This is a genomic window from Enterobacter vonholyi (genome assembly GCF_008364555.1).
Lineage (GTDB): Bacteria > Pseudomonadota > Gammaproteobacteria > Enterobacterales > Enterobacteriaceae > Enterobacter > Enterobacter vonholyi.
In genome coordinates this window covers 34,579-52,941 of record NZ_VTUC01000014.1, presented here as the reverse complement: position 1 = coordinate 52,941, position 18,363 = coordinate 34,579, and the positions used below count along the sequence as shown (strand labels likewise).

Genomic DNA, 18,363 nt, shown 5'->3' with positions numbered 1-18,363 from the left:
ACAGTAAAGTGCTGGATGCAAAATCAGAATAATTTTTTTGACCAGCCTAGCTTTGAGCTTAATGTGTTGAAATAGCTGTAATCTTTCGGATGAATCAAGTTCAGGTGGTAATCACACCTGCGAATAAGCACATCTTCACCTTCCTGAATTGGCAGCGCTATCTGGCTGTCGCAGCTGATCTCCAGGTCGTTACGGCGGTGCGAGAAGCGCAGACGAATCGTGCTGTCGCCGTTGATGACCAGCGGGCGGGCGGAGAGCGTGTGCGGGAACATCGGCACCAGGGTAATGGCATCCAGCGATGGCGTCAGGATCGGGCCGCCGGCAGACAGCGAGTAGGCGGTTGAGCCGGTCGGGGTGGAGATAATCAGCCCGTCAGAACGCTGGGAGAAGGCAAAGATCTCGTCGATATAGACTTCAAACTCGATCATGTGCGCCACTTTTCCGGGATGAAGCACGACCTCGTTAATCGCGGTGCTGATGCGCTTCTGACAGTCCTGCTGGCACACCTGCGCCTCCAGTAAAAAGCGTTTTTCACTGATATAGTGGCCTTCCAGCACGTCGGCCAGTTGCTGCTGGGCATTGTCCGGGTCGAGATCGGTTAAAAAACCGAGATTGCCACGGTTGATGCCTATGACCTTGATGTCATAACGCGCCAGCGTGCGTGCCGCGCCTAGCATGTTGCCGTCGCCGCCCACCACCACGGCGAGATCGGCCTGTTGGCCAATTTCCGCCAGCGTGCCGGTTTTGACGCTCTTCAGCTGCAGCTCCTGAGCAATCTGCTGCTCGACCATCACTTCATAGCCTTTGCTACACAACCAGCGATACAACATTTCATGTGTCGTTAGTGCGGTAGGGTGACGCGGATGCCCGACGATCCCAATACACCTGAAATGATTATTCATTTTCTGGAGGTCCTTGTGCCTGATGAATGATGACAATCTGTCTTGTTCCCTTGAATCCCGGAAACTGATCCCCATAATAAGCGAAGTTAGCGAGATGAATGCAGAAAAACGCGGAGAAATTCATGAGTAGTAAAGAACAGAAAACGCCTGAGGGGCAAGCCCCTGAAGAAATTATCACGGAACAGCACGATGAAGTTGAGGCTGTAGAGCCAGACGCATCTGCTGAGCAGGTGGACCCGCGCGATGAAAAAATTGCGAATCTGGAAGCCCAACTGGTAGAAGCACAGAATCGCGAGCGCGAGAGTGTTCTGCGCATCAAGGCGGAAATGGAAAACCTGCGTCGTCGTACCGAGCAGGACGTTGAGAAGGCGCACAAGTTCGCGCTGGAGAAATTCGTCAACGAACTGCTGCCGGTGATCGATAGCCTCGATCGCGCGCTGGAAGTGGCTGACAAAGCGAATCCGGACAACGCGGCGATGATCGAAGGCATCGAACTGACGCTGAAATCCATGCTCGACGTGGTGCGTAAGTTTGGCGTGGAAGTGATTGCCGATACCGACGTTCCGCTGGATCCAAACGTTCACCAGGCGATTGCGATGGTTGAATCTGAAGAGATTGAAGCCGGTAAAGTGCTGGGCGTAATGCAGAAAGGTTACACCCTGAACGGCCGTACCATTCGCGCGGCGATGGTGACCGTGGCGAAAGCGAAAGCGTAATTCGCTATCCGTAGTGCCGGGTAGCGGCGTTCGCCTTACCCGGCCTACAACCTTACTCCGCGATACTTTCGCGCAGGGGTTTTACGGGCAGGACTTTCACCTGCTTAATCATATTGTCCTGCACGTCCAGGATATCAATATCATACTGCTCAATGCGCACCCGTGTGCCCGCTGCCGGGATCTCTTCCAGCGCTTCCAGAATCATCCCGTTAATGGTGCGAGCCTCATCTTCCGGTAAATGCCAGTTAAAGGCTTTGTTGAGTTCACGAATGTTCGCGCTGCCGTCAATCAGCACTGAGCCATCGTTTTGCGGGGTGACCTCTTCTGCGAGGGAAGGCGACATTGAGGTAGTAAAGTCCCCGACAATCTCTTCCAGAATATCTTCGACCGTCACCAGCCCCTGGATATCGCCGTACTCGTTGACCACCAGGCCGACCTTCTTCTTGTTTCGCTGGAATTTTACCAGCTGCGTGCTGAGCGGCGTTCCTTCCGGCACGTAGTAAATTTCGTCGGCGGCGCGCAGCATCACCTCTTTGGTGAACTCTTTTTTCTCGGTCATCAGACGGTAGGCTTCGCGCACGCGGAGCATGCTGATGGCGTCATCCAGTGAATCACGATAGAGCACAATGCGCCCGTGCGGGGAGTGCGTCAGCTGGCGAACGATGGCTTTCCAGTCGTCATTGATGTCGATACCGACGATTTCGTTACGCGGCACCATGATGTCGTTCACGCTCACCTTTTCCAGATCCAGCACCGACAGGAGCATGTCCTGATTGCGTCGGGAGATCTGCGAGCGGGATTCATTCACAATGGTGCGCAGCTCCTCTTTGCTGAGTGCGCTGCTGATGGTGACATCGGCTTTAATTCCCACCATCCGCATCAGGACGCGCGTCACCATGTTCAGCAGCCAGACCAGCGGCATCATCAGGATCAGCAGCGGCGCCAGCAGGAAGCTGCTCGGGTAGGCGACTTTCTCAGGGTAAAGCGCGGCGATGGTTTTCGGCAGCACTTCGGCAAACACCAGCACCACGAACGTCAGCACGCCGGTGGCAATCGCCACCCCGGCATTGCCGTAGAGGCGCATCCCGACGATGGTGCCGAGGGCAGAGGCCAGAATGTTGACGAGGTTGTTGCCGATGAGCACCAGGCTTATCAGGCGATCCGGCTTGCGGAGCAGCTTTTCAACGCGACGTGCGGCGCGGTTACCCTGTTTAGCACGATGACGTAACCGGTAGCGGTTTAAGGTCATCATGCCGGTTTCCGAGCCCGAGAAATAGGCGGAGATGACCACCATGACGATCAGGATAACGATCAGCGTGGTGGTAGAGATGTGTTCCAGGGGGAACTCCTTTGTTTCTTAGCCAGCAAATTGCTGTATGAAGCGGCTGCCAAAATAGGCAAGGGTGAGAATGCCCGCACCCGCGACGTTGAACCAGACCACGCGACGACCGCGCCAGCCTTCATGATAATGGCCCCATAACAGGACAATATAGACAAACCACGCGATGATGGAGAGCACCGCTTTATCGATATTCTCCACGCTGAACAGGTTCTTCATGTAAAACAGCCCCGTGCAGAGCGTGAGCGTCAGCAGCACCACCCCCACCTGGGTGATGTGGAACATCTTACGCTCAATGACCATCAGCGGCGGCATTTCATGGTTAAAGGCCAGCTTTTTGTTTTTCAGCTGGTAGTCAATCCAGGCGAGCTGCATGGCGTAAAGCGCGGCGATAATCAGCGTCGCGTAGGCAAAGAGCGACAGGCCGATATGCACCAGCATCCCCGGCGTCGCCTCCAGATGCGTAATGAACTCATTAGGCATAAAGGTGGCGAGGGCCAGATTGATCAGCGCGAAGGTGTAGACAATTGGCAGCAGCAGCCAGCCGCGATTTTTAGACGCGACGATGGTCATTACCGTACAGATCATCAGGCTGACCAGCGAGCCGACGTTGAGGACGCTCAGGTTTTGCACGCTGCCGTCACCGGGGATGATGCGTGATTCCAGCGCAAAGGCGTGGCTAATCAGTGCGATCACCGCCGAAAGAATAGCCATGCGCCGCCAGCCGCTGTTTTTTTGCAGCAGTCCGGGAATAATCAGCGCGAGGCTGACAGAGTAGGCAACAAGGGCGATCAGTGCGAAAACAGGCATATAGGCATCGACAGTTGTCTTAATAAGAAAGAGAAGCAGTATAACGTTACGTGACGCCTGCTCCAACCGTTGCATAACAACAAAGGCGCCTTCATGTTATACTCCGGCAAAATTCTGTGTATGTGTCGCTCAATGCGGCCCAACGTTTCTACTCAGGCGAGAGACAATGTTTGATAATTTAACCGATCGTTTGTCGCGCACGCTGCGCAACATCAGCGGCCGCGGACGCCTTACTGAAGAGAACATCAAGGAAACGCTGCGCGAAGTGCGCATGGCGCTGCTGGAAGCAGACGTCGCGTTGCCGGTTGTTCGTGATTTTATCAACCGCGTAAAAGAGAAGGCGGTTGGTCATGAAGTTAACAAGAGCCTGACTCCGGGTCAGGAGTTCGTCAAAATCGTTCGTAATGAACTGGTTTCAGCGATGGGCGAAGAGAACCAGGTGCTTAACCTGGCCGCTCAGCCACCGGCCGTGGTGCTGATGGCGGGCCTGCAGGGGGCGGGTAAAACCACCAGCGTCGGTAAGCTGGGTAAATTCCTGCGCGAAAAGCACAAGAAGAAAGTGCTGGTGGTCTCTGCGGACGTCTATCGCCCGGCGGCGATCAAACAGCTGGAAACTCTGGCTGAGCAGGTTGGCGTGGATTTCTTCCCGTCCGACGTGGCGCAGAAGCCTGTCGACATCGTTAACGCCGCGCTGAAAGAAGCGAAGCTGAAATTCTACGACGTGCTGCTGGTGGATACCGCCGGTCGTCTGCACGTTGACGAAGCGATGATGGACGAGATCAAGCAGGTGCATGCCTCTATCAATCCGGTAGAAACCCTGTTTGTTGTCGACGCCATGACCGGTCAGGATGCGGCGAATACCGCGAAAGCGTTTAATGAAGCGCTGCCGTTAACCGGCGTCGTGCTGACCAAAGTGGACGGTGATGCCCGCGGCGGTGCGGCCCTCTCGATTCGCCACATCACCGGCAAGCCGATCAAATTCCTCGGCGTGGGCGAGAAAACTGAAGCGCTGGAGCCGTTCCACCCGGACCGTATTGCCTCCCGTATCCTCGGCATGGGCGACGTGCTGTCGCTGATCGAAGATATCGAGAGCAAGGTTGACCGCGCGCAGGCTGAGAAACTCGCCAGCAAGCTGAAAAAAGGAGACGGGTTCGATCTCACCGACTTCCTTGAGCAGCTGCGTCAGATGAAAAACATGGGCGGCATGGCCAGCCTGATGGGCAAACTGCCGGGCATGGGCCAGATCCCTGACAACGTGAAAGCGCAGATGGATGACAAGGTGCTGGTGCGTATGGAGGCGATCATCAATTCGATGACGCTGAAAGAGCGCGCTAACCCGGACATCATCAAAGGTTCCCGTAAACGCCGTATCGCAGCCGGTTGCGGCATGCAGGTGCAGGACGTTAACCGCCTTCTGAAACAGTTCGACGACATGCAGCGCATGATGAAGAAAATGAAGAAAGGCGGCATGGCGAAGATGATGCGCGGGATGAAAGGCATGATGCCTCCCGGTTTTCCAGGGCGTTAATCGCTTTTGAGATTGCTTTTTGCCCGAAAATGAGTAAAATTTTCGGGCTTTTAATATGACACCCGGGCTCCGTTCCTCGATGGGGCCCGGTTGTTTTATTCACACAAGAGGATGTTATGGTAACTATTCGTTTAGCACGTCACGGCGCTAAAAAGCGTCCGTTCTACCAGGTTGTTGTGACTGACAGCCGTAATGCACGCAACGGTCGCTTCATCGAGCGTGTTGGTTTCTTCAACCCACTGGCCGCTGGCGCGGAAGAAGAAACTCGTCTGGATCTGGATCGTATCGCTCACTGGGTTGGCCAGGGCGCTACTGTTTCCGATCGCGTTGCTACGCTGATCAAAGCAGCAAACAAAGCAGCTTAATCTGTCACGGTGGTCATGATGAGCAGTAAAGCACCTGTTGAACCGATCGTATTGGGAAAAATGGGTTCTTGCTACGGTATCCGTGGTTGGCTCAGAGTGTTTTCCTCCACTGAAGACGCTGATAGCATTTTTGATTACCAGCCCTGGTTCATCCAGAAAGGCGGTAAGTGGGAAGAGGTCGAGCTGGAAAGCTGGCGTCACCACAATCAGGACATCATCATCAAGCTGAAAGGCGTTGACGATCGTGATGCCGCGAATGCGCTGACTAATTGTGAAATTGTCGTGGATTCGTCGCAGTTGCCAAAGCTGGAAGAGGGCGACTACTACTGGAAAGACCTTATGGGTTGCCAGGTGGTCACTACCGAAGGCTACAGCCTGGGGAAAGTCATCGATATGATGGAAACCGGGTCAAATGACGTTCTCGTCATTAAGGCAAACCTGAAAGATGCATTTGGCATCAAGGAGCGGTTGGTCCCGTTCCTCGATGGACAGGTTATCAAGAAAGTCGATCTCACTACTCAAACCATTGAAGTAGATTGGGATCCTGGTTTTTAAATTCTCCGGATAAACGGTAAAAGACGGCGCTATGTGGATTGGCATAATTAGCCTGTTTCCTGAAATGTTCCGCGCGATTACCGATTACGGGGTAACTGGCCGGGCAGTAAAGAATGGCCTGCTGAGCATCCAGAGCTGGAGTCCTCGTGACTTTACTCATGACCGGCACCGTACCGTGGACGATCGTCCTTACGGCGGCGGACCGGGGATGCTAATGATGGTGCAACCCTTACGGGACGCCATTCACACAGCAAAAGCCGCGGCAGGTGAAGGCGCAAAGGTGATTTATCTGTCACCTCAGGGACGCAAGCTTGATCAAGCGGGCGTGAGCGAACTGGCGACGAATCAAAAGCTGATTCTGGTCTGTGGGCGCTACGAAGGGATAGATGAGCGCGTAATTCAAACCGAGATTGACGAAGAATGGTCTATCGGCGATTACGTTCTCAGCGGTGGTGAGTTACCGGCAATGACGCTGATTGACTCCGTCGCCCGGTTTATTCCGGGTGTTCTGGGCCATGAAGCTTCGGCAACGGAAGATTCCTTTGCCGACGGGTTGCTGGACTGTCCACACTATACTCGTCCTGAAGTGTTAGAAGGGATGGAAGTTCCGGCAGTGTTACTGTCTGGAAACCATGCCGAGATACGTCGCTGGCGTTTGAAGCAGTCGCTGGGCCGAACCTGGCATAGAAGACCTGAACTTCTGGAAAACCTGGCTCTGACTGAAGAGCAAGCAAAGTTGCTGGCCGAGTTCAAAAATGAACACGCGCACCAGCAGCATGAACATGATGGGAATGCGTAATACGCTCCCGAATATCAGTTTACCCAGGATAAGAGATTAAATTATGAGCAACATTATTAAGCAACTTGAACAAGAGCAGATGAAGCAGGACGTACCTTCCTTCCGTCCAGGTGACACCGTGGAAGTGAAAGTATGGGTTGTTGAAGGTTCCAAAAAACGTCTGCAGGCATTCGAGGGCGTGGTTATCGCTATTCGTAACCGCGGTCTGCACTCTGCATTCACTGTTCGTAAAATTTCCAACGGCGAAGGCGTTGAGCGTGTCTTCCAGACTCACTCTCCGGTAGTTGACAGCATTGCTGTTAAACGTCGTGGTGCTGTACGTAAAGCTAAACTGTACTACCTGCGTGAGCGTACTGGTAAGTCTGCTCGTATTAAAGAGCGTCTGAACTAATAACGCGCTTTCGCAACATCCGAAAGCTTGTAGAAAACAAGGGGTTGGCGTAATGCTAACCCCTTTTTTATTGGCGATGGCGGCAAATTGGCGGCAGAGATTAACGCTTTGGCGATAGAAATAAAAAAACCTGCCGGAGCAGGTTCAAAGCCACAGACTACCCTGATTGTATTTTGAGGGGTGGGGCGGGGCTGGCACCACTTCACCTGGCTTAACTATGTACCTTGCAAGTGTTTCGTGTGTTACAAAAGTACAGCCACAGTTTATGTTTTGGCACTGGTGATAACGCTCTTTTGTTTCAGTGCTTAAATACCGGCTTGACCTTGCGTGTGAAGCGTCCTGGCATAATGGACAGTGCATCATAATTATATCCCCCTCTCATGGCCTAGTCGGGATGATAAACCTCAAATTTGCATTTGCAAGACAAAATTTGTATTGTTTAATCGTTCGCTTGCTCGTACTCAACATCCGAAATCTTAACCTCAAGCTCTAAATTCGTCGTGTAGCCGTTCCCGTTGAGGTTATGCACCACCCGGCTGATTATCCATGCCTGCTCGTCTATAACGCGCTTAAAGCCTTTCACCGCGACTGGCGTTTCAGGAAATAAATCTGCCCGGCCGATCGCCAGCGAGATTGAAAACTCCGCGACACCTCGCTGCAGCTTGTCCCACTTCGCCTGCGCGGCGCGCATGGCCTGCGCCTTTGTCGCGTAAATGGTCGTAAGCTCCAGCACGTTGTCAGCCTCACCGGCCATATACTCACCCTCGCGCGCTTCCTGCTCTTTTTTGGCTTTGGCATTCGCCGGGGCTTTGGTAGCCTTTGGGTGCTGCAGCGCGCGGAGGTGCTTCTCTTTTGGCTTACGCTTGAGCTTCACCTTTTGCTCTTGCGGCTTCGGGTCTTTGGTGTGCAGCCACTTTGCCGTCACGCCGGTGTAGGCTTCCCGGTCAGCAATGGCAAACTGATGACGATCGCCGTCCCCGCGCTCAAGCGTCATCTGCGGAATGGGCTTTCCGCTGGCCGTCTTACCGCTCCCCGCTTTCAGGAATAACAGTTTTCCCGCTTTTACCGAAACCGACGCCCCGTTCCGGTCAGCCAGGCGGGACAGAAACACCGCGTCGGATTCCTGCGACTGGTCAATGTGAGGCACGGCGACGGCTTTCAGCGTGTCGGCCACGCTGGCCGTCAGCTTATTGCGTGCCGCAATCGTCTCCACAATTTGCCAGAGCGTAGTGTCATGCCATGACTGTTCCCGGCGCGAGTTCAGCGTCCCGCGAAAATCGGCGCTGCGCCCCCGGATGGTCAGCGTATCAGGCGCGCCCCTGTGCTCGATTTCGTCGACCGTGAACGTCCCTTTTTTTATCAGCGCTGCACCCTTCCAGCCTAACCACAGTGTCAGGGATGCGCCGCGCGGTGGCAAAGCTATCTGACCGTCAGTGTCATCAAGCTCAATATCGAGCTGGTCGGCCTCGAATCCGCGATTATCGGTCATGGTCAGACTGATAAGACGGTCACTAAAATCCTGCGTGATATCATCGTTATCCAGCTTAAGCATAAACGCCGGGGCAATCTTCGCCCCGGCCTGAATATCCATTCCTGTAATCATCCTGCCAGCCCTCCCAGCCAGTCACCGGCAGACGTGACCAGATTGTCGGCCTGCGTTTTCAGGTCGCCATAAATGGCTGCCAGCGATTTATCGACCCGCTTAAGAGAAAGGCTAAACTCGATTTTTCTCGCCGCTCCGTCGCTGAATAACTCGGTGTGCGTATGCGTCACTTTGTCGATGACATACATGCCGTGGATCATGCCCGTTCCGTCAATCAGCGGCCACGCGCGCCCCTCGTCTGCCATCAGCTCGATGGCGGTCAGTGACAGACGTCCGCCGGTAATTTCGGGATAGAGCACGCCCGACAGCGTGCGCGTGGTTTCCCCTTCCCCAAGATACTGGTAAGCCGGTGGCTTGCCGATACGGTCGTTTGACGCCCAGCGGTAATCCTTCGAATACTGCATAGACTGATAGGGCAGCGTACGGCGCTCAAACACAAACAAACCTAAAACCATTAACATGCTTTATCCCCCTCAGTCATGGCGCATACTTGAGCGCTGACGCGCACGGTTTTCACGGTCGAATTTATCGACAGCCTCGCGGAGTTGCCGGTCAAGGTCGCTGCCCGGCGCGATGCCACCATTCAGATTAATGTTGTATTCAGGCTTGCTCTGGTCGACGTAAGTCTTACCCGTGGGTGCCGTTACCGGCTGATATGCCTGATAACCGCCATATGCTGAGGTTGCCGGAATATAAGACCCATTTTGCGAGCCGGTGGCGGCACTGGCTTTAGCAGCCTTCTGGTCAAGGTCGCTCGATTCTTTATTGATAACCCCGAGCTTTTCCAGTAACCAGTTAACGCCGGTACGCAATGTATTAAAGCTTTTGAGCGGTAACATCAGCGCTTCGGCCAGCATCTTACCGAACATCACACCCGCATTTTTGCAGCTGTCGAGCGTCTCCTGCGTCGACTTAACCGGTGCGATCAGGTCTTTAAACCACTGCCACGCCGCTTTAAGTTTGTCACCCAGCCAGTCAAAAACCGGCTTTAACGGTTCGAATAACTCCACTACAGGGGCAAAAGCCTGCTTTATCCCCTCCATTACGCCTGAGAAAAATGCGCTTATTGGCTCCCAGTATTTGCGGATGAGCAGCGCACCGGCGATGATGACAACGCCAATAGCCACAATCGGCCAGGTAAGCGCCCCGAGCACGGTCATAATGGCACCGCCCACCACAGAGAAAACCGTCCCGAGCAGCGACGCACCGGCAATTAAAATATTAATGCCGGTAATGACCGGCCAGGCGACCAGACCAATTGCCCCGAGGATACCAATAATTGCCAGTGCGCCGCCTGCTATGATGCCGATGGTCTGCGCCAGCCCCTGATTTTTCTGGATCCAGCCGTCGAGCTTTAACACATATTTCGTGGCAGTCTGGGTGAGCTTACGCAGTGACCCTTCCTGCTGGTCAAACAGGTCAGTACCGACGGCCTCATAGGCTGACTGGAATTCTTTGAAGTCGCCGCCGAGGTTGTCCTGCATGATTTTAACGAGCTCAGCGGTTTTCCCGTCCGAGGCTTTAAACGCCGCCGTGAGCTGGTCGAGTTTGCCGCTTGAGGCAGCGGTCATCAGTACCGCCGCCGCCGAGCTGGCTTCCTCACCAAAGATGGTTTTCATGTACTCGCCTTTCTGGCTTGTTCCGAGATTGTTTTTCTCAAAACTGCGCTGCATTTCTTTCAGAATGGCGAATATCGGGCGCGTGTTGCCCTTGCTGTCAGACGTTTTAACGCCGAGCTCTTTAATGGCCTCGTATGCCTTACCGGTCGGAGCCTGCAGGCGACTCAGGACGGCACGGCTGCCCGTCCCCGCCATCGAGCCGGTGATTTTGGCGTCATGGAGCGCGCCGACCATTGCGGCTGTCTGCTCGATACTGACCCCGGCATTTTTTGCCACCGGCGCAGCATACGTCAGCGCGTCGCTCAGCCCGTCAAAGTCAGCGGCCGTTTTGTTCATGGTCATCGACAGCACGTCGCCGATGTGCGCGATCTGGTCGTTAGACATCTGAAACGCGGATTTCATACCCGTCAGCAGCGCGGCGTTTTCTTCCATCGAGCGCCGGTTAGACAGCGCCATATTCAGCGTGACCGGCGTCGCCGCCTGAATCGCTGCGGCATCCCCGCCGCTTTTCGCAATGATAATCTGCGCGCTCGCCGCATCGTCTGCAGACGCAGCGGTATTGTCCCCGAGCTGGCGCGCCTGTTTGCGCAGCGCCTCCATTTCGGGTGACTGTTTATCGACGCCGAGCACGGCCTGCAGCTCAGAGTTTTTCTGTGCAAATTCATAGCCCGGCATCATCAACTTCACCCCGGCCATCGTTCCCGCCGTGGCGAATCCTACACCCGCCGCGCCTGCCGCAGCAGCGCCTCCGGCAAGGGATTTACCGGCCTGATAACGCTCTTTAACGCGACTCAGTCGCGCCTGCTGTTGACTGACCCGCGCCAGTGCCTCGCGCTGCCGGTTTAGCTGCGCAGTCGTTTCACTGATGCTGGTTTTCAGGCGGCGCTCATCCGCCGAGAGAGTACGGGTGTTAATCCCGGCCTGCGCGAGCTCGGTGCGCTGGCGCTGTACCGACTGCCTGAGGCTGTTGTATTTGAGCTGCAGGTCAGCGGCGGATTTCTTTGCCGCCTCCATCGCGCGCGCCTGCGCGGTTGTGGGGTTCTGCGTATTTTTAAACTGGACGGCCAGCGCGGCGGCTTCCTGTTTCGCCTTGTTAAGCGACTGGCCTGTCACGGCAAGCTGTGCGCTCGCTTTCCTGAATCCGTCAATTCGGCCAGCCTGCGCATTCAGATCGCGCAGGCTGTTTTGAGAAGTGCGGATATCGCCAGCAAGGGTCTTGCTGGCAGTCTGGATAGCTTTAAGCGGTCGGCTTGCCCGGTCAACTGCGTTCAGCAGTACCTCAAGTCTGACGTTATTGCTCATGGTGGTGTCCGCTTCGCTGCAGCGCCTTTTCGCGCCATGTGATGAGCTCGGTCACGCTCAGGGAATTCAGCTCTGATGGCGGCCAGTGAAATATCACCGCGATATCCGCCATCAGGTCATCGACCGAAAGGTTATCCGGGAAGGTCAGCGAGCCGAAGATGGTGACAAAAAACCGACCACCTTACCGGCGAACAAAATCAGGTCTGACGCTTCCAGACGCATGACCTCGGGTTCGGTCAGCGCCGGGTATGTCATGCGCGGCAGCACCTTAATCAGCGCATCGACATCAGAGTTTGCCAGCGAGGCCAGACTCACACCGCGCAGAGTACCGGCGTTGGGTTTGGTCACGGTCACCTGTTCGATTTTTTGCTCACCGCGCATGACGGGATTATCGAGGATCACAATGTTTGGGTTTTCGGTTTCGGTGGTGGTGATTTCGTTGATGTTTTCCATGATGTTGCTCTCTTTGAATATGAGTAAGTGACCGGCCAGCCTCGCTGACCGGTTAACGGGTTACAGGCCAATCGCCCGGCGGTGCTCTGCGAGACGGTCGACGCCGTCGACTTTCATCACCATATTGACGACGTCAATCTCGATGACTTCTTTGCCGTCAATCGTGAGCTGGTAATACGAGCATTCGGTCGCGATTTTGGTCGTGCCGCTTTCGCCCTGCTTGTTCTCGCCGCCGTCGTACTCCTTGTGACGGCCACGCATGACCACCTCAACGGCAGAAATTGCGCCGGTGTCATCGCGCTGGAATGAGCCGGTGAAGCGCAGCGGCACGCTGTCGGCACCCGGTGACGCGTACTGCGCCCACAACTCAACGTCAGGCAGACCGCCCAGCGTCCACTCAAGCGACAGCGCGTCGTCGTCGAGGCCGAGGTCAATCGACACCGAGCCCGGCATCCCGCCGCCGCGATATTTCTCAAGCTTGCGGGTCAGCTTTGGCAGGGTGACGGATTCAACGACGCCCATGTAGCTGAGACCGTCGTTAAACATATTCAGGTATTTCAGTTTGCGTGGTAACGCCATGCTCTGAGCTCCTTAGCTGTTGACCGAGTCTGACAGGTCTGCCAGATAGGTATCGGTGATGCGCTGGCGCAGGGTCAGGTTTTCCAGCGGCGGGACGGGGGTGTAGTCGTAATCGATATACAGTTTCCCGGCTTTCAGTGTTTCCACGCTGTTTGACTCCGGGTCGTACCAGCATGAGCCGTCAACGATATAGCCGTTATTTTTCAGCTCGCGGAATTTGGCATTGATACCGGCGACGATGTCGCGGATGAGCGTTGCAGAAACCGGCTTATCCATCGCCCACGCGTGCGCCTCCGCCATCGTGTCGGCCAGCACCTGCGCCGTGCGGGTGTAGTTTTCAAACACGAATAACGGATCGTCCGAGCAGGTGCGGTTGCCCCAGAACTTAAAGCCATCGTTGCGGATGAGCGTTGTCACCCCGGCCTGATTCAGCAGATTGGCGTCGGTAGCCTGCTCCTGCAAATCCCATGAGACCGAGGCGCTTACGCCGGTGACGCCATTCACGCCGACGTTGGACAGCGTTTTGTGCCAGCCGATTGTCTGGTCGATTCTGGCACGCAGGCCGAGCGCGCGGGCGGTCGCCCATGCAATATCCGTTTCGTTCGCCGTGGTGTCCCATGCCAGAAAATCAGGATGAATGACCATGAGCTCGCGCTGGCTGAAGTTCTCACGGTATTTGATGGCGTCGGAAATGGTCTTGCAGCCCCACGCGCTAACATAGCCAAACGCGCGCAGGCTCTGGCAGGTCGACGCAAGTGCGGTCGCCACTTCCTGCGTATCCAGCCCCGGCACGCCGAGAATGCGCGGCTTAACGCCGGTGACGGTTTTCGCCGTTAATAGCGCTTTCAGCCCGGTGTATTTGCCGTTTTCGTCCGTCGTGCCGATGATGTTGGAAATGGTTTCTTTCTGCGCCGCTTCCGGGTCTGACGGGTCGTCGGTACCTTCGGGAACTCGCACCACCACAATGACCGGCTTGCACTGGTCGGCGATGGCCTGCAGGGATTTTGACAGCGTGCCTTTTTTACCGGCTTTACCGATAGCCGTTTGCACGCTGGTAATCAGCACCGGCTCGTTAAGAGGAAACGTCTTGTCGTCAGCATCGCTGGCCGTGCAGACCATGCCGATGATGGCCGTCGAGACGGTGGAAATGGTGCGCGTGCCATCGTTAATCTCGATGACCTCGACGCCGTGATGATAGTCGCCCATCTGTTTAACTCCGTGGTTAGGGGGTGCGACTATTTTCTGTTGTGTGTCGCGCAGGCGCGATGCAATGCCGTTGGTGGAGGGATAACACAACATACAAAAAAGCCCTCCGGGTGGAGGGCTTCGTTTATTCTGGTCTTTCCGGCCACTCAATATGCGGCGCGATGGACGTATCTATGGCTTCGAGCTCATCAAGATAGTCTAACCACTCGTTGTACTGACTTTTTTCAGTGTCCTTCAGACGGCCAATCGCGGCCTTGCCTGGCCACTGCTTAGCGCTCATATAGTTGTTTGCAGCATCAATTCGGTTCTGTTTTTCAACGCTCGCTTGACACACAATTTCTTCGTGAGTCGGTGGTGGGACATCGCCCCATGTAGGCATACCGTCAGCGCCAGCAGTTAAAATTTTACCTTTCGGCGCGTCAGTCGAGTACTTTTCATGAATCTCATCAGAAATTTCAACTGCATCATCTGGCCATGTACCAGCAGCATCATATTCATCTTTCCAGCCGAAGTAATAAAACGCATTATTTTTAGCGCTGTAGAAATATTTCATGGTCATTTCCCAATAGCGAAAAACATTGCGCGAGTGCTTGTAATACCACCCGCAATAGTTGTTATCAGCGTGACCACAGCATCAAAGCCAGTCAGCGAGTGGTTCTCGCAGCTCACAGCCGCCTGAACATAGTTTTTCTTGGTAGCGAACACAGCAATCAATCTCAAAGGGAACGACTGAGGAAACGTTATTGGAGTTGTAACTCCCGTCCCAACGGTAGTTGAGTTATTCACCAATCGGTTAAAAGCCATGAGCTTATAACCGCCGGGCAGCGTGTAAACAACTGTTTCTGCATCGGGTTCGCTAATGGAGTATTGCAAACCGAGGTTTTTTAGAACTTCACCAACCAAACCGGCGTCGGCCATTTCTTTTAATGCGTTCGCAATCATCAGGTATTGTGCATGTGGGTTATTTCCCGCGACATGCTTTTTAAGCAAATCATCAGCATAGGCTTTCACCTCGATAACCTTGTCGTCGACATACTGCCGCGTTGCCAGCACCACCGACGGGTCGATTTTCAGGGTAATGGCCGACGTGCTCGATACAATCAGAATCATTCGGATGGTCTGCGTGCGGCCGCTCCCCTCCTGCAGCTGCGGCTTGTAGGTCTCCGGGCAGTTTGCCACAGCAATCAGAATCCCCTCATCGTCGTAGAGACCAATCTCGCGTATCCAGAAACCGCCCTCATTCTCGGGAATAATCTGTTCCGCGATAATCTGGCTGGTATTGGCCGGGTCAACATTCAGCTGGTTCAGCGGCGCGATGCGCTTCTGGTTAATGAGCTTCGTCTGCGCCGGGTCAGGGGTCGGCAGCGTACCATTCGCATCACCGACGGCCATCTGCGTCAGGTTTAGTCTGGTACCGAGTGCCGCCGCGTTCGCCAGCCGCGCCGCGCCCTGATTGGTCAGAATGGCAAGATATTTTGCGGTCATGCGTTCACTCTCAGGTTATCAATCAAATGGATGGCCGAGGCCGGGTAATATTCACCGCCGACGACAATTTCCTCGGGGGTGTAGGGGTAAACGGTGAGCGCGTCGCCGTCGTAGCATCCCGCGCCGACATACAGCTCACCGGTCGCACTCAGGCTGATAGCAAGCCCCGTCAGGTGGCGGCTTGCCGGTTTGGCGTCTTCAATCAGGCGCTCGAGCTCCTGATACATTTCGTCAGTGATGCCGCTGTCGAGCACGCCGACAACGAGGCGGAATGTTCCAGGCTCCTCATTGAGCTGCCACCACTCGCGCACCTCAATCAGAAAGCCGAGCGGCTCGACCACCCGACGCAATGCACTGATGGTGCCTTTGTGCTGATGGACGAAAAACGACGACGCGCAGACGCTGCGCTTTGTCGCCTCCGGCCACTTCTCATCCCACCGGTCGACCGACAGCGCCCACGCCAGATACGGCAGCAGGTTTACCGGGCAGGTGCGCCAGTTCCACAGGGTGCGCAGCGGTACCGGCACGCGCTGAATCTCAGCGAGCGCGGCAGCGGCGGCAACCTCCAGCGGCGACGAGCCGACGGGTAACAGCCGGTCACTCATCCGAGCCCCCGATAGTTATCTGGTACTCGGTACAGTTCGACGCCTGCGACTTACTCAGCACAATATCGGCCTGCGGTGATGCCAGCTCGACACGCTGCACCCCCTCAACATGCAGCGCCGCGTAAATGGCTGACAGCCGGATATCACGCCCGAGGCGGTGCTGCGCGCTGATATAGCTCTGAAGCCTCTGCTCTGATGCCTGCCTGATGGGCTCAGATTCGGGACCGGGGTAAACGTAGAGCGTCGCGTCAATCTGGTACGGCACAATTTCAGCTGACTGGACGGTTACCCGGTCGGCCACCGGGCGCACATCCTCGGCATTCAGCGCCTTATCAACAATCGCCAGTAATTCAGGGCTCGCGGTGCCGTCACCCTCGCGCGATAAAACGGTAATCGTCACACAGGCGGGCGACGGGCTTTCGACCGAGACGTCAGCGACCCGCCCGTCGGCGCTGCGGCCGTGATACTCATAAGCACCGACCGGACCCGCCACGCTCAGGCCTTCAAATGCCTGTTGCGTACGCAGACGGAGGTCGGTGTCGGACTCCATAACAGCAGGCGTCGGCGGGATGGTAGTGTCATCCGCCGGGGTGATGGTCAGTCGCGCGGTATTGTTGTTCCCGGCCACGACGTCAAGATCGTGACCGGTTGAATAGGCCAGCGTTACCGCCTGCGCGGCTTCATTCACACGCTGACGCCAGATAACTTCACGGTAGGCGTTTTCCTGCAGCAGCTTCACAATCGGCTCTGACTCAAGTGCCAGCGTCCGGGCGATAGCCTCCTGCTGATTTTCGGGATAAAGCGATATTAGCGTCGCGATGCGTTCGGCAAGAATGGTTTCAAAGTCCAGTTCTTCCACCACATCGGGAACGGGTAACTGATTCAGGTCAACGGTTGCCATAGTGATTAGCTCAGTGGAATGGTGATGGAAAATGGCTGGCCGCCGGTCGAACGGGTGCCGGTGATGTCGACATACAGCCCGCCGTCGGTCTCCGACCGTTCAAAGGTAATGGTCGCGAGGTCTACGCGTGGCTCCCACTTCTGGATTGCGGAATAGCACGCGGCCATAATCTGCAGGCGCAGCGCCGGGTTCTGCGGCTGGTCAATCATCTGCGACAGGAGCGAGCCGTATTCACGACGCATGACGCGCGAGCCTACCGGCGTTACCAGAATGTCGCGCACGCTTTGCCGGATATGCTCAACCTCAGAGATACTGAGGCCGGTCTGGCTGTTCATTCCCAGATAACGCACCGTCATTTGATGCCCTCCGTCCAGCTTCCGCCCCGTTCGACGCCGCCGTGGTCGTGGTTATCCACCTGCACGCCGTTTGATTTCAGTGTCCCGCCGGTGTGCTCGATGTTCCCGCTCATCTCCCCGCCGTTCTTCACTTCGAGCGTGCCGGTCGTCAGCTTGTTGGTGCATACCACCTCCGGCGTATCGAGCGTGATGCGGCTCGACGCTTTCACCAGCACCACCGGCACGGTGGCCGTAATGGAATCATATGCGGTGACGTCAGCGGTTTTGATGCCTGACACGGTGAGCGCCCCGTTTTCGGGTTCGTACTCGATGACCGCCCCGTCAGGAAAGGAAACATGAAGCGCATCAGGGGAGGCAGACGGCGCAGGATTGTCATCCGAGAAAATGCCGGGCAGAACAAAGGCCGTATCGAGTTCGCCGCCTATCGCCAGTAAAAGCACCTGCTCACCAACGGACGGAGCCCACCATACGCGTGATCGACCGGCGCGACTGGTAAGCCAGTTCAGCCAGGTGGTTTCCATGCCGCCGGTCTGGACACGACAAAGCCCCTCGTAGTGGTCGACGTCGGTGACGATGCCGGTGCGGATAAGGTTGCGGATCGCGCGAGCGATTTCCTGCAGAGAATTTAGATTATTCATGGGGAAATGATGACGAAGAGCAAGAATTCTGACTACGTACAAGAGTTCTTTGAACGCTCCTACAACGAAGCGCCATCACTATCCCCCCTAAAAAAGTCAAATCCGAAATTTTTACTAAAGCGTTGCAATTTTTCCAATGTCGATATCTCACCCAGTAAAAACTCATCTTGATCTTTTAAAAGATCATTCGTTAATATTGATACATTCAACT

At 55.4% G+C, this 18,363-nt stretch carries 23 protein-coding genes; 6 read left to right on the top strand and 17 right to left on the bottom strand.

The features are described 5' to 3' along the window. Nucleotides 1-23 precede the first annotated feature (23 nt). Entirely contained in the window at nucleotides 24-902 is an 879-nt protein-coding gene (gene nadK / locus F0319_RS17410; protein ID WP_008502500.1) for an NAD(+) kinase, read from the bottom strand. Nucleotides 903-1,024: 122 nt separating this feature from the next. Between nadK and grpE the strand changes: the two genes are divergently transcribed. Then, a complete protein-coding gene (grpE, locus tag F0319_RS17405) occupies nucleotides 1,025-1,618 on the top strand; it encodes a nucleotide exchange factor GrpE (protein WP_136195203.1) in 594 nt (197 codons plus the stop codon). Between the two features lie 52 nt (nucleotides 1,619-1,670). On the opposite strand, the gene F0319_RS17400 is transcribed toward grpE, so the two are convergent. Together F0319_RS17400 and F0319_RS17395 are read right to left on the bottom strand one after the other, a co-directional pair. Continuing rightward, the gene (locus F0319_RS17400) at nucleotides 1,671-2,957 is read right to left on the bottom strand and encodes an HlyC/CorC family transporter (protein ID WP_039263458.1); all 1,287 of its coding nucleotides are present in this window, start codon (nucleotides 2,955-2,957) and stop codon (nucleotides 1,671-1,673) included. Nucleotides 2,958-2,975: 18 nt separating this feature from the next. Continuing rightward, on the bottom strand, nucleotides 2,976-3,767 hold the full coding sequence (locus F0319_RS17395; RefSeq protein ID WP_032623031.1) for a cytochrome C assembly family protein: 792 nt from the start codon (nucleotides 3,765-3,767) through the stop codon (nucleotides 2,976-2,978). A 166-nt stretch (nucleotides 3,768-3,933) separates the two neighbouring features. Here F0319_RS17395 and ffh point away from each other — a divergent pair, with 166 nt between their 5' ends. The 5 genes from ffh to rplS all read left to right on the top strand — a co-directional run bounded on the left by ffh (nucleotide 3,934) and on the right by rplS (nucleotide 7,405). Next, nucleotides 3,934-5,295: a signal recognition particle protein gene (gene ffh, locus F0319_RS17390; protein WP_014884878.1), complete on the top strand. Its 1,362-nt coding sequence runs from the start codon at nucleotides 3,934-3,936 to the stop codon at nucleotides 5,293-5,295. 116 nt (nucleotides 5,296-5,411) lie between these two features. After that, on the top strand, nucleotides 5,412-5,660 hold the full coding sequence (gene rpsP, locus F0319_RS17385) for a 30S ribosomal protein S16 (RefSeq protein ID WP_003863133.1): 249 nt from the start codon (nucleotides 5,412-5,414) through the stop codon (nucleotides 5,658-5,660). A gap of 15 nt (nucleotides 5,661-5,675) precedes the next feature. Next, nucleotides 5,676-6,215 carry a ribosome maturation factor RimM gene (gene rimM, locus F0319_RS17380; RefSeq protein WP_164850638.1) on the top strand — a complete coding sequence of 180 codons (540 nt, stop codon included), beginning with the start codon at nucleotides 5,676-5,678 and terminating at the stop codon, nucleotides 6,213-6,215. A gap of 31 nt (nucleotides 6,216-6,246) precedes the next feature. Then, complete coding sequence (gene trmD / locus F0319_RS17375) at nucleotides 6,247-7,014, top strand: tRNA (guanosine(37)-N1)-methyltransferase TrmD (RefSeq protein WP_149367447.1); 768 nt, start codon at nucleotides 6,247-6,249, stop codon at nucleotides 7,012-7,014. 43 nt (nucleotides 7,015-7,057) lie between these two features. After that, the gene (gene rplS / locus F0319_RS17370) at nucleotides 7,058-7,405 is read left to right on the top strand and encodes a 50S ribosomal protein L19 (RefSeq protein ID WP_002914145.1); all 348 of its coding nucleotides are present in this window, start codon (nucleotides 7,058-7,060) and stop codon (nucleotides 7,403-7,405) included. 144 nt (nucleotides 7,406-7,549) lie between these two features. Here the strand turns inward: rplS and F0319_RS17360 are convergent, their stop codons facing one another. From F0319_RS17360 to F0319_RS17295, 14 genes are all read right to left on the bottom strand, one after another. Continuing rightward, entirely contained in the window at nucleotides 7,550-7,768 is a 219-nt protein-coding gene (locus F0319_RS17360) for a DNA-binding transcriptional regulator (RefSeq protein WP_071847085.1), read from the bottom strand. Between the two features lie 76 nt (nucleotides 7,769-7,844). Next, complete coding sequence (locus tag F0319_RS17355; protein ID WP_149367445.1) at nucleotides 7,845-9,008, bottom strand: phage late control D family protein; 1,164 nt, start codon at nucleotides 9,006-9,008, stop codon at nucleotides 7,845-7,847. Next, nucleotides 9,005-9,469 (bottom strand): phage tail protein, encoded by a 465-nt coding sequence (locus tag F0319_RS17350; protein WP_023333118.1) that lies wholly within the window; start codon nucleotides 9,467-9,469, stop codon nucleotides 9,005-9,007. The genes F0319_RS17355 and F0319_RS17350 overlap by 4 nt, the downstream gene beginning before the upstream one ends. A gap of 12 nt (nucleotides 9,470-9,481) precedes the next feature. After that, a complete protein-coding gene (locus tag F0319_RS17345; RefSeq protein ID WP_149367444.1) occupies nucleotides 9,482-11,929 on the bottom strand; it encodes a phage tail tape measure protein in 2,448 nt (815 codons plus the stop codon). Then, nucleotides 11,919-12,077, bottom strand: coding sequence for a GpE family phage tail protein (locus F0319_RS17340; protein WP_240326290.1), 159 nt, complete (start codon nucleotides 12,075-12,077; stop codon nucleotides 11,919-11,921). Before F0319_RS17340 ends, F0319_RS17345 begins: the two co-directional genes overlap by 11 nt. Beyond that, nucleotides 12,074-12,382, bottom strand: coding sequence for a phage tail assembly protein (locus F0319_RS17335; protein ID WP_149367443.1), 309 nt, complete (start codon nucleotides 12,380-12,382; stop codon nucleotides 12,074-12,076). Before F0319_RS17335 ends, F0319_RS17340 begins: the two co-directional genes overlap by 4 nt. A gap of 60 nt (nucleotides 12,383-12,442) precedes the next feature. Beyond that, complete coding sequence (locus F0319_RS17330; RefSeq protein ID WP_023333115.1) at nucleotides 12,443-12,961, bottom strand: phage major tail tube protein; 519 nt, start codon at nucleotides 12,959-12,961, stop codon at nucleotides 12,443-12,445. A gap of 12 nt (nucleotides 12,962-12,973) precedes the next feature. Continuing rightward, the gene (locus tag F0319_RS17325) at nucleotides 12,974-14,167 is read right to left on the bottom strand and encodes a phage tail sheath protein (RefSeq protein WP_149367442.1); all 1,194 of its coding nucleotides are present in this window, start codon (nucleotides 14,165-14,167) and stop codon (nucleotides 12,974-12,976) included. 124 nt (nucleotides 14,168-14,291) lie between these two features. After that, nucleotides 14,292-14,720, bottom strand: coding sequence for a tail fiber assembly protein (locus F0319_RS17320; RefSeq protein WP_149367441.1), 429 nt, complete (start codon nucleotides 14,718-14,720; stop codon nucleotides 14,292-14,294). Between the two features lie 2 nt (nucleotides 14,721-14,722). Beyond that, the gene (locus F0319_RS17315; protein ID WP_240168109.1) at nucleotides 14,723-15,652 is read right to left on the bottom strand and encodes a phage tail protein; all 930 of its coding nucleotides are present in this window, start codon (nucleotides 15,650-15,652) and stop codon (nucleotides 14,723-14,725) included. After that, nucleotides 15,649-16,257, bottom strand: a complete 609-nt coding sequence (locus F0319_RS17310) for a phage tail protein I (protein ID WP_149367440.1) — start codon at nucleotides 16,255-16,257, stop codon at nucleotides 15,649-15,651. The genes F0319_RS17315 and F0319_RS17310 overlap by 4 nt, the downstream gene beginning before the upstream one ends. Then, a complete protein-coding gene (locus tag F0319_RS17305) occupies nucleotides 16,250-17,158 on the bottom strand; it encodes a baseplate assembly protein (RefSeq protein WP_149367439.1) in 909 nt (302 codons plus the stop codon). Before F0319_RS17305 ends, F0319_RS17310 begins: the two co-directional genes overlap by 8 nt. A gap of 5 nt (nucleotides 17,159-17,163) precedes the next feature. After that, complete coding sequence (locus tag F0319_RS17300) at nucleotides 17,164-17,514, bottom strand: GPW/gp25 family protein (RefSeq protein WP_149367438.1); 351 nt, start codon at nucleotides 17,512-17,514, stop codon at nucleotides 17,164-17,166. Continuing rightward, the gene (locus F0319_RS17295) at nucleotides 17,511-18,152 is read right to left on the bottom strand and encodes a phage baseplate assembly protein V (RefSeq protein ID WP_149367437.1); all 642 of its coding nucleotides are present in this window, start codon (nucleotides 18,150-18,152) and stop codon (nucleotides 17,511-17,513) included. Before F0319_RS17295 ends, F0319_RS17300 begins: the two co-directional genes overlap by 4 nt. Nucleotides 18,153-18,363: the final 211 nt, after the last annotated feature.